The following is a 14031-nucleotide window of genomic DNA, read 5'->3' as shown; positions in this document are numbered from 1 at the left end:
TGAAGATGAAGCCGTCGGCCCAGCTGCGGATGGCGTCGCAGATCACTTCGTCGGCGGCGATGTAGCCGCCCATGACCCCGAACGCCTTGCCCAGCGTGCCCTCGACGATGTCGATCTGATCCATCACCCCGTCGCGCTCGGCCACGCCCGCGCCGCGCGGACCGTACATGCCCACCGCGTGCACCTCGTCGAGGTAGGTCATGGCGCCGTACTTCTTCGCCAGCGCCACCGTCCCCCGAAGGTCGGCGATGTCACCGTCCATCGAATAGACGCTCTCGAAGGCGATCACCTTCGGCGCAGCCGGATCGGCCTCGATCAGCAGCTGCTCCAGGTGCTCCAGGTCGTTGTGGCGGAACACCCGGCGCTGCTCGCGCTTGCCGGCCCGGATGCCCGAGATCATCGAATTGTGGTTCAGCTCGTCCGAGAAGACGATCAGCCCCGGCAGGATCTTGTACAGCGTCGACAGCGACGCCTCGTTCGACACATAGCCCGAGGTGAACAGCAGCGCCGCTTCCTTGCCGTGCAGGTCGGCCAGCTCGGCCTCCAGCTCCACGTGGTAGTGCGTCGTGCCCGAGATGTTGCGCGTGCCGCCCGAACCAGCCCCCGCCTCCTCGATCGCCTGGTGCATCGCATCCAGCACCACCGGGTTCTGACCCTGGCCCAGGTAATCGTTGGAACACCACACCGTGACGTCCTGCGTCTCACCGTCCGCTCGCGTCCACGTCGCCCGCGGAAACTCACCACGATGACGCTTCAGGTCCGCAAAGACCCGGTAACGTCCCTCCGACCGAACACGGTCCAGAGCGGTGCGGAAGGCTTCCCTGTAATCCATCGACTTTTCCCGGTGCGCGTTCTTGGGAGCGCGCTCGTCCCGGCCCCTGAAATACGTCCGCCTTTTGGCGCCGCGATTTCACGTTGTCCATAAATTCAGAGGTCGCACCCCCTGCAACTTTCGTGACCCTTTCTGCAGAATTCGTGAGTAGGGCTGTCGGCTTGCGACCGGTTCGCACGTCAATGCGGTAAAGGAGCACCCCAATGAGCATTCGCGGAAGCTGTCACTGCGGCCGGATCGCCTTTTCGTTCAGTGAGACGCCCGCCATGGCGATCGACTGCAACTGCTCGATCTGCCGTCGGCGCGGGGCTTTGCTTGCCGCCATGTCTCCCGGCGACTTCCAATTGGAGACGCCGCGGGAAGCGCTGTCGACCTACACCTTCAACAAGCACGTGATTCAGCACAGGTTCTGCGCGACCTGCGGCTGTGCGCCGTTCTCCGAGGGCGAGGTGGGCGGCGCGACGATGGTCATGGTCAACCTGCGCTGCACCGACGCCGACCTCGACGCGATCCAGGTGATGAAGTTCGACGGCGCGGCGCTCTAGACGCTCCGGCCCCGCAGCATTTCGAGAATCGCCGAGAAGTCCTTGGGTCCGCCACCTAGGCGGTCGAACAGGGCGTACAGGCCTTCCGCCGTCGCGCCGAGCGGCGTGGCCGCCCCCGCCTTGGCCGCCGCTTCCTGCGCCAGCTTGAGGTCCTTCAACATCATCGCGGTGGCGAACCCGCCCTCGTAGTTGCGATTCGACGGCGCCGCCGGCACCGGACCCGGGTACGGGCAATAGCTGGTCAGGCTCCAGCACTGGCCCGACGACTTCGAGGCGATCTCGAAGAAGCGCTCACCGTCGAGCCCCAGCTTCTCGGCAAGGGCGAAGGCCTCGCACACGCCGATCATCGAGATGCCCAGGACCATGTTGTTGCAGATCTTGGCCGCCTGCCCTGCTCCGTGGTCGCCCGCGCGGATCGTGGCGCGCGACATAGGTTCGATCGTCGCCTCGACGGCGGCGAAGTCGGCCTCGTCGCAACCGACCATGAAGGCCAGCGTGCCGGCGTCGGCCGCGGCGGTGCCGCCCGAAACGGGCGCGTCGGCGAAACGGAAGCCCGCCGCCTTGGCCTGGGCGGCGACGGCGCGCGCGCTCTCCACGTCGATCGTCGACGAGTCGATTAGGAGGGCCGACTTCGGCGCGTTCGGCAGGATCTGCTCGGCGTACACCTGGCGGACGTGCGGGCCAGCCGGCAGCATGGTGATCACGGCGTCGGCGGTCTTCACCGCATCGGCCACCGAAGGGGCCTTGGCGCATCCCGCCGCGACCGCCTTCTCGACCGCCGCCGCGGAAAGGTCGAAGGCCATGACCTCGCGCCCCGCCTTCGACTGGTTGGCGGCCATGCCGCCGCCCATATTGCCCAGGCCGATGAACGCAACGCGGGTCATGTGAACCTCTTCAGTGGCTTATTTCGGTTTGCGGAACTTGTAGACGAATTGATCCGTGTGGCCGCGCAGCGCCGGATCGAACACGTTCTTCATGTGATCGTCGGACGCGTTCGCCAGCACCTTGCTTTCGCCTTCGTATTTGAAGCCGGCGGCCTCGACGGTCTTGCGGACCGCCGCCGGGTCGATGCGGTGGATAGTGTTGGCCGTCGGCACGACGTCCGCGCCCGGCGCCGCCGCGTGGTCCAGGACGATGAAGACGCCGCCCGGCTTGACGGCCTCATAGATCGTCTTCACGACCCCGGGGACATCCAGGTTGAACCGGGTGAGGTAGAGGTCGTGGTAGTTCTGGGATGTCCAGAACACATCGACCGGCTCCGGCAACTTGAAGCTGCCGATTCCCGTGGAGACGACGGTGATGTTCCCGTACTGCGGATCGGCGGCGACCGCGAGGATCGGAGCCGGTGCGGTGGCGTTGGCGGGCGGCGGATTGGTCACCGCGAACACCTTGCCGTTGGGCCCGACGGCCTTGGCGAAAATCCGGGTGAAATAGCCGCCACCCGGGATGAAGTCGGCCACCTTGTCGCCGGGCTTCACGCCAGCGAAGTCCAGCATCTCGGCCGGCTTGCGGTCCGCGTCGCGCTTGGTGTCGGCCTCGGGCCGGCCCTTGTCCGCGACTGCGGCCGTGATCGCGGCGGATGGGGCCGCCGCCGCCATGCCTGACGAAAGGGCGAGCGCCGCGGCGGCCGCGAGCAGAAGCTTGGTCTTCATCTGGTGTTCCTCCCGCGGCCGGTCGCAGCCGCCTCTGCTCAAGGTAGAGGCGACCACTCCTCGCCGGAAGGCAGGGGCGCGAAAATCGCGTCCAACGTGGCCTCGTCCACGTCCGAGGGCGTCGGCGGACTCCACTTGGGCGCGTTGTCCTTCTCGACGATCACCGCGCGCACCCCCTCCAGGAAGTCGTGCCGCTGAACCACGCGGGCGCCGATCCGGTATTCCATGGCCATGTTCTCGGCGAAGTCCTTCGCCTTCGCGCCGAGCTGGAGCTGGCGGAAGGCCACCTTCATGGTCTGCGGCGACTTGGTCGCCATCACCTTGAGCTGCTCGCGGGCCCAGTCGGTGTCGGCCGCCTCCAGCTTCGCGAGGATGGCCTCGACGCTGTCGCCGGCGAACAGGCGCGCGATCTCGTCCTGATGCTGCGCCAGGCTGGGCCGTCCGGCATCGCCCTCGAACTCGGTGAGGATCGCCTCGACCCGCTGCGGTTCGGCCAGGATGGCGGCCTTGAGGTCGGGAATCCTGGCGCTTTCCACATAGTCCGTGGCGAGCTGCAGCAGTTCGCAATCGGCCGCCTTGATCCGCGCCCCGGTGAGCGCGAGCCAGAGACCGAGGTGGTCCGGCATCCGGCTCAGGTACCAGCCGCCGCCGACGTCCGGGAACAGGCCGATCCCGGTCTCGGGCATGGCGAAGGTCGTTCGCTCCGTCGCCACCCGGAACCGGCACGGGCGCGAGAGGCCGACGCCCCCGCCCATGGTGACGCCGTCCATGATCGCCACGCGCGGCTTGGCATAGTTGAACAGCAGGTGGTTCAGACGGTACTCGACGAAGAAGAACTCGCGCGCCAGCTTGCCGTCGCCGGCCCCGCTGTCCGCAAGCATCCGGATGTCGCCGCCCGCGCAGAAACCGCGCTCACCGGAATGATCCAGCAGCACCAGCTCGACATTCGGATCGTCCCGCCACGCCAGCAGCGCGTCGGTCATCAGCCGGCACATGTTGGTGGTGAGGGCGTGCAACGCCTGCGGACGGTTCAGGGTGATACGCCCGACCTTGCCTTCGACGCGACAGAGGACTTCTGGCTCGCTCATGCCCGGAACAGCTCCCGCGCGGTGATCACGCGCATGATCTCATTGGTGCCTTCGAGGATCTGGTGGACGCGCAGGTCGCGCACGATCCGCTCCAGCGGATAGTCGCGCAGATAGCCGTAGCCGCCGTGCAGCTGCAGCGCCTGGTTGGCCACCTCGAAGCCGGCGTCCGTGGCGAAGCGCTTGGCCATGGCGCAGTACTGCGTCGCCTTGTGGTTCTTGTTGTCCAGCGCGTGCGCCGCGCGGCGCACCATCAGGCGGGCCGCGTCCAGCTCGGTGGCCATGTCCGCCAGCCGCCACTGCAGGCCCTGGAACTCCTTCAGCGCCTGGCCGAACTGCTTGCGCGTGGCGAGGTATTCGCGGGCGGTGTCGAGGGCTAGGCCCGCGCCGCCCAGCGAGCACGAGGCGATGTTGATCCGACCGCCGTCCAGGCCGGCCATGGCGAACTTGAAGCCCTCGCCCTCCCCGCCGATCCGATTGGCCTCCGAGACGCGGCAGTCGTCGAAGTTCACCTGCGCGGTGGGCTGGGCGTTCCAGCCCATCTTTCGCTCCTGGGCGCCGAACGACAGGCCCGGCGTCCCATTCTCGACGACGAAGGCCGACACGCCCTTGGCGCCCTCGCCTCCCGTTCGCGCCATTACGACGTAGACGTCAGAGAAGCCGGCGCCCGAGATGAAGGCCTTCGAGCCGTTCAGGACATACTGGTCGCCATCCTTGCGCGCCGTGGTCTTCAGGGCCGCCGCGTCGGACCCCGAGCCGGGCTCCGTCAGGCAGTAGGACGCCACGAGCTCCATCGTCGTGAGCCTGGGCAGGAAGCGGCGGCGCAGATCGTCCGAACCGAACCGATCGATCATCCAGGACGCCATGTTGTGGATCGAGATGAAGGCGGCGGTCGAAACGTCGCCGTAGCTGAGCTGCTCGAAGACGATGGAGGCGTCCAGGCGCGAGAGGGCCGAGCCGCCGACATCCTCCTGCACGTAAAGGCCGGCGAAACCCAGCTCTGCCGCGGCGCGCAGCACGTCGCGGTCCAGGGTCTTGTCCTCGTCCCAGCGGGCCGAGTGCGGGGCCAGTTCGGCGGCGGCGAAGGCGCGGGCGGCGTCCTCGATCGCGCGCTGGTCTTCGTTAAGGTCGAAATCCATGGCCCGGGGTTGAGCGCGCGGCGTGCGGGGTGTCAATCGTCCGCCGCGGCAGCGCCACACGAGCGTCGCTTTCCCAAGCTCCACTTCCAGTGGGGGGACGCGGATATGACGACCCGGGCGAGATCGGCGCGACGGGCGGTGGCGGGCCGGCACGGCTGGTCCCTGGCGTTCCTCCTATCCGCCTCGCTGCACCTGGTGGTGCTTGGCTGGTTCGGCCTGAAGCGGGCGGTCACCGAATGGCGAGCCGAAGCGCCGGCCGTAAATGTCCAACTTGTCCGATTGCCTCCTCCGGCGCCGCTAAAGGCGCGGGCCTCGCCTAAGCCGGCGGCCGGACGCGCCTCAACTGCCGTCCCGCAGCGGAGCGCCGGACCGCCTCTCGCCTCGAGCGAAGGTGCGATCGCAGGAACGCCGGCGCCGCCTGGGATCGCCATCGATCCGCGCTGGCGGGTCGACCGCAACGGCCCGAACCCACCGCCGCGCCGTGAACCTGACTACAATGAATTCCAGCCCTGCGACCCGCTCAAGGATCCGAAACGCGAGAGCAAGGCGTGCCGCAAGGTCGACGAGATCGCCGAGAGCGTGACCCGCTTCTATGACCCCCAGAAGGGCAAGACCGCGGCCGCCCGTGAGGCCCGGCGCAACGAGGCCCTGAAGCGCTATCGCGATGCGCCGGGCGCATCTGGCTATCCAGGCATCGGCTGCGCCGTCCTGCACCGCTGCTAAGGCTTGCGCCAGCCGCCCTCGCGGGTGCAAACGCGGCGCATGACCAAAGCGCCCCTCGCCGCCTACCCCGCCCTTCGGATGCGCCGCCTGCGCCAGGCCGACTGGATCCGGCGGCTCACGCGGGAGACCATACTGACCCCGAACGACCTGATCTGGTCGATGGTGGTCCACGAGGGCGAGGGCCAGATCCCCGTCGCGTCGATGCCGGGCGTGAGCCGCCTCTCGGTCAAGGATTGCGCCGCCGCCGCGAAGGAGGCCCGATCGCTCGGCATCCCCGCCATCGCCGTCTTCCCGCACATCGACGGCGCCAAGAAGGACGCCAGCGGCAGACTCGCGGCCGATCCTGATGGCGTCGTCTGCCGCGCCGTGAAGGCGATGAAGGACGCCGCGCCCGAGGTAGGCATCATGTGCGACGTCGCGCTCGACCCGTTCACCGACCACGGCCACGACGGGCTGCTGGAGAACGGCCGGATCGTCAACGACGCCACCATCGAGGCGCTGGTGAAGCAGGCGCTGGTCCAGGCCAGGGCCGGCTGCGACATCCTCGCGCCCAGCGACATGATGGATGGCCGGGTCGGCGCGCTCCGCACCGCGCTGGAGAGCGAGGGCCTGCAGGACGTGATGATCATGTCCTACGCGGCCAAGTACGCTTCGGCCTTCTACGGTCCCTACCGCGACGCCATCGGGTCGGGGAAACTGGGGACGGGCTCGGTGGACAACCCGGGCGACAAGAAGACCTACCAGATGGACTCGGCCAACCACGCTGAGGCGCTGCGCGAGGTGGCCCTCGACATCGCCGAGGGGGCCGACATGGTGATGGTCAAGCCGGGGATGCCCTACCTCGACATCGTCCGCCAGGTGGTCGACGCCTTCTCGATGCCGACCTACGCCTTCCAGGTCTCGGGCGAGTACGCGATGATCATGGCGGCCGCCCAGAACGGCTGGCTGGACGAGGAGCGCTCGATCCTGGAGAGCCTGGGCGCCTTCAAGCGCGCCGGCGCGGCGGGGGTCATCACCTACTTCGCGCCGCGCGCGGCGCGGCTGCTCGGCGCCTAGGGCCGACCGGCGCGCGGGCTGTCCACCTCCGCCACCAGGATCCTGCCGGTCTGGGCGGCGGCGGCGGCCTCGTGATCGGAACTGGCCGCGGTGAGCATGAACAGCGTCCGGCCATCGTCACCGCCCAGCATGCAGGCGTAGCAGGGCTGGCCCGTATCGATGACCTCCAGCACCTTGCCGCCCTCCGCGATCCGCATGCATTGTGGCGCGATCGGATTGGCGATCCAGATCGCGCCGTCCGCATCCAGGCAGATGCCGTCCGGAACGGCGGGCGAGGTGGACGCCCAGACACGCCGGTTCGAGAGCGCGCCGCCGGGTCCGATTTCGAAGGCGGTCAGCACCGCGCCCAGGGTCTCGCCCAGGATCAGCGTCCTGCCGTCAGGCGTGATCACCGGGCCGTTGGGAAAGTGCATGTCCTCGGCGGCCACGCTGACCCGCCCGTCCGGCGCCACATAAGCCAGCTTCGCGGTCGGGTGGTTGGCCAGAACGTCGGGCACGCCGCGCGCGGCGATCTCGGCGTCCAGGTCGAAGCCGAAGTTGCCGACGTAGGCCCCGCCCGCGGAATCGACCACCATGTCGTTGCAATGGAACGCCGCGACATGGCCGAGGTCCGCGTGGACGCCGATCCGCCCGTCCGGCGCGCGGCGCAGGAGCTGGCGCCTGGTCATCGAGACGATCAGCATCGCGCCATCTGGCGCCCAGCCCAGGCCCGAGGGTCGGTCGTCGATCTCGAACTCGGTCCGCAGATCGCCCGCCAGCGACACCGATTTCACCGCATGGGCGTAGAAGTCGCTGAACCACAGCCGCCCGTCATGCCAGCGGGGGCCTTCGCCGAAATAGATGCCGCCCGTCAGAACCCGCGTCGTGCGTCCCATCGTCCCTCTCGCCGCAAGGTCTCCCGCGATGATCGTTGAGGTCGTCGGCGCTGTCATCCGTGATGGCGCCGGAAGGCTGCTGACCGTACGCAAACGCGGGACCGAACGCTTCATGCTGCCAGGCGGGAAACCTGAGCCGGGAGAGGACGACCTGTCCGCCCTGGCCCGCGAGCTGGCCGAGGAACTGGGCGTGCGGCTCATGTCGGCGGCTCCGCTGGGCCGGTTCGAGGCCCCGGCCGCCAACGAGCTTGCGACCACGGTGCGGTCTTCGGCCTACGTCGTCGAGATCGACGGCGAAATCGTCGCCCGCGCCGAGATCGAGCAACTGCTCTGGATCGATCCGGCCAGGCCGCCCGCCGTTCCGATCGCTCCGTTGCTGGCCCAGAAAATCCTGCCCGCTCTCAACGCGGCGTCGAGAGCCACGCCCTCAGGATCGGATTGACCTTCTCCGGCGCCTCCTGCTGCACCCAGTGGGAAACGCCCGGCAAGCGTTCGATGGTGAGGTCCCGGACGTATTGGTCCGTGCCGTCGAGCAACTCGATGCCCAGCGCGGCGTCCTCCTCGCCCCAGACGATCAGCGTCGGGGTCTCGATCATGGGCCACGGTCCCGCCAGCTTGCCCTGCAGGCGGAACGCGGCGCGGTACCAGTTGATCATGCCTCGAATGGCTCCAGGCCGCTGGGCGTCCTTCGCGTAGCGATCGAGCACGTCGGGCGTGAAGTGGGTCTTATCGACGGCCATGTCGTAGAAGGCGCGGCGGATGGCGCGCGCGTCGTTGGCCGTCATGGCGCGTTCCGGCACGCCCGGAAGCTGGAAGAAGAACATGTACCAGCTCTTCTTCAGCTGGGCCCATGACCGGCGCAGGTGGGCGCTCATCACGCCAGGGTGCGGCACGTTCATGATCACCAGCCGCTCCGGCGGCCGCGGAGCGTTGGCGGCGAAGGTCCAGGCCAGCCCCGCCCCCCAGTCGTGGCCGATCAGGGTGACCGTCTTGGCGCCGCTCGCGTCGATCAGCGCGGCGACGTCCTCCATCAACCGGTCGATCAGGTACGCGGGGACGTCCTTCGGCTTGGGCTCGGTCTCGCCATAGCCCCGCAGGTCCGGCGCCCAGACGCGGTAGCCCATCTCGGCCAGCAGCGGCAGCTGGTAGCGCCACGAAAAGCGGCTCTCCGGGAAGCCATGCAGGCACAGCGCGAGGTGGTCGCCCGCCCCGGCTTCATCCACGGCGAACCGGAATCCGTTGGCCTCTACGAACCGTGTCTGCATACCGCCCTCCCACAACTGCGGGGCGATGCTAGAGCGTTGCCGTGGCGGAGGCGAAGCCCCTTAGCCGACGGTAAAGTAGGTGCTCTCCCGGTCGATCCCGGGAAGCTGGATCGTACCCTGGTCGGCGAAGCCGATCTTCCGCAGCACCGCCATGGAGGCGAAATTCTCCAGCGTCGTGATCGCCGCCAGCTTCGGGATGCCGAGCGGCCCCTGGGCGTGCGCCAGCACGGCGCCGGCGGCCTCCTGGGCGTAGCCCTGGCCCCAGACCCGCGGCGCGAAGGCGTAGCCGACGTCGGGCACGTCCAATCCGTCGCGCTTCACCAGCCCGGCCAGTCCCACGGCGGTCTGGTCGAGCTTCTGGATGGTCAGCCACATGCCGAAGCCATGCGCGCGATAGCTGCCGATGACCCGTTCGACGATGTACGCACGCGCCTCGTCCTCGGTCCGGACACCACGATCGCCGATGTTCTCCAGGAAGCCGGGCGAGTTCAGGAGTTCGAGGACGAACGGCGCGTCCGTCTCCTCCACCTCCCGCAGGATCAGCCTCTTGGTCTCCAGCACCGTCACCAGTTTTCCCTCCGCACGCAGCACGAAACGTCATCTTAACGCGCTCGCCGCAGTTTGCTTCGGAATCAGCGTTAACCCGGGTGAACCATGGCGGTCGGCGACCAGCCCATCGTAATCAAGAAGGTCAAGAAGGGCGGCGGCGCAGGCCACCACGGCGGCGCCTGGAAGGTCGCGTACGCCGACTTCGTGACCGCCATGATGGCCTTCTTCCTCCTCATGTGGCTGATCAACACGACCAGCCCGGAGCAGAAGCGCGGGATCGCGGACTACTTCGCCCCCGCCAGCGTCTCGCAGACCATGTCCGGCGCGGGCGGCATCCTCGCCGGTTCGGCCCTCGGCAACGACGGCTCCAAGAGCGCAGGCTCCAGCGACGTCATCGAGGAGCTGGCGCCGTCGTCCGAGAACCCCAACGACGGCGACTCGAAGGACGGCAGCAAGCCCCAGCACCCGGAAACCGGCGCGGCGGCTTCGCAGGCCGAGGCCGAGCAGGCGCGCGAGGCCGCGTCGTTCGCGTCGGCGGCCCAGTCCCTGCGCCAGGCCCTGCAGTCGATGCCCGAACTGGCCGAACTGTCTAAGAACATCATCATCGACGAGACGCCGGAAGGCCTGCGCATCCAGCTGATCGACCAGGAAGGCCGCTCGATGTTCAACCAGGGCTCGGCCCAGCCGAACGACCGGGCCAAGCTGCTGCTGCGCGCGATCTCCAAGGTGATCAACCAGCTGCCCAACCGGATCAGCATCTACGGCCACACCAGCGCCAGCTCCGGCGGGATCAAGCCGGCCAGCGACTGGCAGCTCTCCGCGGCCCGCGCCGACGCCTCGCGCGGGGTCTTGCAGGGCGCCGGCGTCGAAGGGGATCGCGTCTATCAGGTGTCCGGCAAGGCGAGCTCCGAGCCGCTCTATCCGGACGACCCGATGCTGCCCGGCAACCGACGGATCGCCATCGTGTTGTTGCGTGAGGCGCCCGTGCTGCCGCCGAACCCGGGGCTCTAAAGGACGCCTTGCTTACCGGCGCGGCATGACGCCTAATCCTATCAGGCGTTTTGTTTCGAAAGCGACATCCGGTCCGTGACGCAGCACTTCCCGACCCGACAGCTCCGGTTCTTCCTGACCGCGCCGTCGCCGTGTCCGTACCTGCCCGAGCGGTTCGAGCGGAAAGTCTTCGCACACCTGCCGCTGTCCGACGGCGCGGCCGTCAACGACAGCCTGACCCAGGTGGGCTTCCGCAGGTCGCAGAACATCGCCTACCGCCCCGCGTGTGAAGCCTGCTCGGCCTGTGTGTCGGCGCGGATTCCGGCTGCGGACTACGTCTTCTCGCGCTCCGAGCGAAAGATCCTCTCGCGGAACGAAGACGTCGAACGCCATCTGGTCGAGGCGGAAGCGACCATGGAGCAGTTCGACCTGCTCCGCCGCTATCTCCTGGCCCGCCACGCCGACGGCGGCATGGCCGAAATGACCTGGCCCGACTACGTCGCCATGGTCGAGGACACGGCGGTCCGCACCCACATCATCGAATATCGAGTGCGCTCGAAGGACGGCGGACCCGGCGATCTGATCGCCTGCGCCCTTGTCGACCTGATGAGCGACGGCCTGTCGCTGGTCTACAGCTTCTACGATCCCACCCTGTCGCGGCGCAGCCTGGGTTCGTTCGCGATCCTGGACCACGTGATCCAGGCGGGGCTGACCCAACTGCCCTACGTCTATCTGGGCTATTGGGTCCGCGGCTCCGAGAAGATGGACTACAAGGTCCGTTTCAGCCCCATCGAACTGCTGAAGCCCGATGGCTGGACCCTCGCCTCGGCGCGCGAGCTCAACAACCTCGACGGACACATCTGAACTGGGGACGGGGGGCGGGCGCCTGTGGCGCTCCGCGTTCGCCGGGCCTAGAACTCCGCCCGTGACATCATCCATCCGAAAAGACGCATGGCGAAGCAGCTTCGGCTGAGCCTGGGGCGCGAGGCCCAGCCTTCCTTCGCGGATTTCGTGCGCGGGCCGTCAAACGCCGACGCGGCCGACGCCGTGCGCGCCTGGCCTGCCTGGCGCGACGGCTGCCTTGCCCTGGTCGGGCCGATGGGGGCCGGCAAGAGCTACCTGGCGCGCGCCTGGGCGGAGGCGGCCGGCGCGCTGATTCTCACGGCCGACGCACCTGACGCCGAGGCGGCCGCGGGCCGGCCCGTACTTCTGGAAGATGCCGACCGCGTCGCGGCCGCGGAAGGGCTGTTCCACCTCATCAACCTGGCAGCCCGCCCCGGCGGCGGCCTGCTCCTGACCGGAAGGACCGCGCCCGTCGCCTGGTCCACCGCCCTGCCCGACCTTCGCTCACGGCTCAACGCACTGCCGGTCGCCGAGATCGGCCCGCCTGACGACGCGGTCCTGGAAGGTGTCCTGCGCAAGTTCTTTCGCGAGCGGAACATCCGGCCGCCGGAGGAGGTCTACCCCTACCTTCTCGCCCGCATGAGCCGATCGATCCCCGACGCCGCCGAGATCGTGCGACGGCTGGACGAGGCGGGTGATGCGGGCTTTCGGCCGGTGACCCGCGTTCTCGCCCGCCAGATTCTGGAGGGTTGATCCGCCCGAAGTCGCGCCCCGCGCGCCCGTAGCCGCAAGAATCTTTCGCGGCGCGATAGACAAAGCGATTCGTTTTCCGGCAGTGGTTTGTCCGCGTGGCGCACCGGCCACGTTCCCGAGACCCGCCGCATGCTCGCGCGGAACCCGGCCAAGGCCGCCCCGGAGCTGGAGCTCAAGTTCCAGCTCGGCGCCGGCGCCGTCGAGGCGCTGCAGGGAGAGGTCTTCCCTCTCGACAAGGCCTCCGTCTCGCAACTTCACGCCGTCTATTTCGACACGGCCGCCCACGCGCTGCGCGACGGCGGCTTCAGCCTACGGGTGCGTCGCAAAGGCGACACCTACGTCCAGACGCTCAAGCACCGCGGCTCCGGCGGCCTGTTTGAACGCGACGAATGGGAACAACAGGTCGACGGCCCCGACCTGGAGCTTTCGGCGCTGGCGGGCACGCCCGTCCTGGCCGCCATCGGCGACGCCCCGCTTTCGCCGGCCTTTATGGTCGAGGTGGAGCGGCGCGCGCACATTTGGACCAAGGGGGGCACGCGGGTCGAGGTCGTGTTCGACACCGGCTTGATCGTGGCGGGCGAACGCCAGGACGCGATCGCCGAGATGGAGCTGGAGCTGCTGGCCGGCTCGCCGCAGGACCTCTTCGACCTGGCTCGCCACCTGCAGTCGCTTGCGCACCTCACCTTGTCCTTCGAGAGCAAGGCCGAGCGCGGCTATCGGCTGGCCGGCCATGATGGCGTCGCCGCTCTCCGGGCGCAGACCTCCCCGGTCACGCCGGAAACGACCGGCGCCGAGGCGTTTCAGCTCATCGCCCGCGACGCGCTGGTTCAGATCGCGGGCAATGCGCGGCTGCTGCAGCGCGCGCACAATCCCGACGTCCTGCACCAGATGCGGGTCGGGCTGCGGCGGCTACGGGCGGGCCTATCCGTTTTCAAGGCCATGCTGGACCCGGAGGGGTTGAACGCGGCCCGCACCGAGACTCGCTGGCTCGCGGCCGAACTCGCCGAAGCTCGCGACATCGACGTCTTCCTCCAGCGCGCGGCGACACCCGACGAGATCGAGGAAAGCCCGGGCCGCGCCGCCTTCTTCCGCGCCCTGCGGATCGCCCAGGCAGACGCCTACGAGCGGGCGCTGGCGGCCGTACGGTCCGAACGGTTCCGCGCCTTGCTGTTCATGCTGGGCGAGTGGATCGAAATCGGCGGCTGGCGCCGACTGGCCAACGACGAACAGCGCGCCCTGCGCGAAGGCCCCGCCGTCGCCCTCGCCGCGCCGATCCTCGACAAGCTCGACCGCCGGGTGAAGCGCCGGTCACGCAAATTCCTGAAGATCGACGCCGCGGCCCGGCACGACCTGCGCAAACAGGCGAAGAAGCTGCGCTACGCCGCCGCCTTTTTCGGAGAAGCCTTCCCAAAGCACCCCAAGCGCCGCCAGCGCTTCGTGATCGCCCTCAAGGCGCTGCAGGATCAGTTGGGAGAGCTGAACGACATGGCCGTGGCTCGCGCCGTCGCGATACGCGCCGTCGGGCGCCGCTCCGGTGAGCTGGCCTTCGCCGCAGGCCTGGAAGTCGGGCGGCTCACGGGTGAGGAAGACGCGGTCATCCACGCGGCCAACAAGGCGCTGAAGGCGTTTCGGAGCATGAAGCCGTTCTGGTCGTCTTCAGACAGCCGCAATGACGGCCTTAACCTTTCCCGAGCACGCTTGCGCAGTGTCTGACGCAGCCAGGG

General features: G+C 68.5%; 16 protein-coding genes. 8 read left to right on the top strand and 8 right to left on the bottom strand.

Annotation, left to right across the window (positions count from 1 at the left end; all coding sequences use genetic code 11):
• A partial coding sequence (gene hemA, locus ACODSY_RS13115; RefSeq protein WP_488952192.1) for a 5-aminolevulinate synthase occupies window positions 1–832 on the bottom strand: 832 nt, incomplete at its 3' end.
• A gap of 203 nt (window positions 833–1035) precedes the next feature.
• Here hemA and ACODSY_RS13110 point away from each other — a divergent pair.
• Entirely contained in the window at window positions 1036–1377 is a 342-nt protein-coding gene (locus ACODSY_RS13110; RefSeq protein WP_488952191.1) for a GFA family protein, read from the top strand.
• Here ACODSY_RS13110 and mmsB read toward each other — a convergent pair.
• From mmsB to ACODSY_RS13090, 4 genes are read right to left on the bottom strand one after another with little or no spacing between them, the layout of a single operon-like run.
• Window positions 1374–2261, bottom strand: coding sequence for a 3-hydroxyisobutyrate dehydrogenase (gene mmsB / locus ACODSY_RS13105; protein ID WP_488952190.1), 888 nt, complete (start codon window positions 2259–2261; stop codon window positions 1374–1376). The two genes, ACODSY_RS13110 and mmsB, sit on opposite strands and share 4 nt — an antisense overlap.
• An 18-nt stretch (window positions 2262–2279) precedes the next feature.
• Window positions 2280–3029 (bottom strand): class I SAM-dependent methyltransferase, encoded by a 750-nt coding sequence (locus ACODSY_RS13100; protein ID WP_488952189.1) that lies wholly within the window; start codon window positions 3027–3029, stop codon window positions 2280–2282.
• 38 nt (window positions 3030–3067) lie between these two features.
• The gene (locus tag ACODSY_RS13095; protein WP_488952188.1) at window positions 3068–4117 is read right to left on the bottom strand and encodes an enoyl-CoA hydratase/isomerase family protein; all 1050 of its coding nucleotides are present in this window, start codon (window positions 4115–4117) and stop codon (window positions 3068–3070) included.
• Window positions 4114–5253 carry an acyl-CoA dehydrogenase family protein gene (locus ACODSY_RS13090; RefSeq protein ID WP_488952187.1) on the bottom strand — a complete coding sequence of 380 codons (1140 nt, stop codon included), beginning with the start codon at window positions 5251–5253 and terminating at the stop codon, window positions 4114–4116. The genes ACODSY_RS13095 and ACODSY_RS13090 overlap by 4 nt, the downstream gene beginning before the upstream one ends.
• A 105-nt stretch (window positions 5254–5358) precedes the next feature.
• Between ACODSY_RS13090 and ACODSY_RS13085 the strand changes: the two genes are divergently transcribed.
• Both ACODSY_RS13085 and hemB read left to right on the top strand, forming a co-directional pair.
• A complete protein-coding gene (locus ACODSY_RS13085; RefSeq protein ID WP_488952186.1) occupies window positions 5359–5976 on the top strand; it encodes a hypothetical protein in 618 nt (205 codons plus the stop codon).
• A 39-nt stretch (window positions 5977–6015) separates the two neighbouring features.
• Entirely contained in the window at window positions 6016–7032 is a 1017-nt protein-coding gene (hemB, locus tag ACODSY_RS13080) for a porphobilinogen synthase (RefSeq protein ID WP_488952185.1), read from the top strand.
• On the opposite strand, the gene ACODSY_RS13075 is transcribed toward hemB, so the two are convergent.
• Entirely contained in the window at window positions 7029–7907 is an 879-nt protein-coding gene (locus ACODSY_RS13075) for an SMP-30/gluconolactonase/LRE family protein (RefSeq protein ID WP_488952184.1), read from the bottom strand. The genes hemB and ACODSY_RS13075 overlap by 4 nt on opposite strands.
• Window positions 7908–7935: 28 nt before the next feature.
• On the opposite strand from ACODSY_RS13075, the gene ACODSY_RS13070 reads away from it, so the two are divergent.
• Window positions 7936–8349: an NUDIX hydrolase gene (locus tag ACODSY_RS13070; protein WP_488952183.1), complete on the top strand. Its 414-nt coding sequence runs from the start codon at window positions 7936–7938 to the stop codon at window positions 8347–8349.
• Here ACODSY_RS13070 and ACODSY_RS13065 read toward each other — a convergent pair.
• Together ACODSY_RS13065 and ACODSY_RS13060 are read right to left on the bottom strand one after the other, a co-directional pair.
• Window positions 8309–9172, bottom strand: a complete 864-nt coding sequence (locus tag ACODSY_RS13065) for an alpha/beta fold hydrolase (RefSeq protein WP_488952182.1) — start codon at window positions 9170–9172, stop codon at window positions 8309–8311. The genes ACODSY_RS13070 and ACODSY_RS13065 overlap by 41 nt on opposite strands.
• 60 nt (window positions 9173–9232) lie before the next feature.
• Window positions 9233–9763 (bottom strand): GNAT family N-acetyltransferase, encoded by a 531-nt coding sequence (locus ACODSY_RS13060; protein WP_488952181.1) that lies wholly within the window; start codon window positions 9761–9763, stop codon window positions 9233–9235.
• A 63-nt stretch (window positions 9764–9826) separates the two neighbouring features.
• Between ACODSY_RS13060 and ACODSY_RS13055 the strand changes: the two genes are divergently transcribed.
• The 4 genes from ACODSY_RS13055 to ACODSY_RS13040 all read left to right on the top strand — a co-directional run bounded on the left by ACODSY_RS13055 (window position 9827) and on the right by ACODSY_RS13040 (window position 14020).
• Window positions 9827–10732 carry a flagellar motor protein MotB gene (locus tag ACODSY_RS13055; RefSeq protein ID WP_488952180.1) on the top strand — a complete coding sequence of 302 codons (906 nt, stop codon included), beginning with the start codon at window positions 9827–9829 and terminating at the stop codon, window positions 10730–10732.
• 75 nt (window positions 10733–10807) lie between these two features.
• Entirely contained in the window at window positions 10808–11575 is a 768-nt protein-coding gene (locus tag ACODSY_RS13050) for an arginyltransferase (protein WP_488952179.1), read from the top strand.
• A gap of 87 nt (window positions 11576–11662) precedes the next feature.
• Complete coding sequence (locus tag ACODSY_RS13045; RefSeq protein WP_488952178.1) at window positions 11663–12307, top strand: P-loop NTPase family protein; 645 nt, start codon at window positions 11663–11665, stop codon at window positions 12305–12307.
• Window positions 12308–12394: 87 nt separating this feature from the next.
• Window positions 12395–14020 (top strand): CYTH and CHAD domain-containing protein, encoded by a 1626-nt coding sequence (locus tag ACODSY_RS13040; RefSeq protein ID WP_488952177.1) that lies wholly within the window; start codon window positions 12395–12397, stop codon window positions 14018–14020.
• Window positions 14021–14031 lie beyond the last annotated feature (11 nt).

This window comes from Phenylobacterium sp. FG114 (assembly GCF_057809855.1).
The sequence above is the reverse complement of the archived record's forward strand: the minus strand, read 5'-3'. Positions and strand labels throughout refer to the sequence as shown.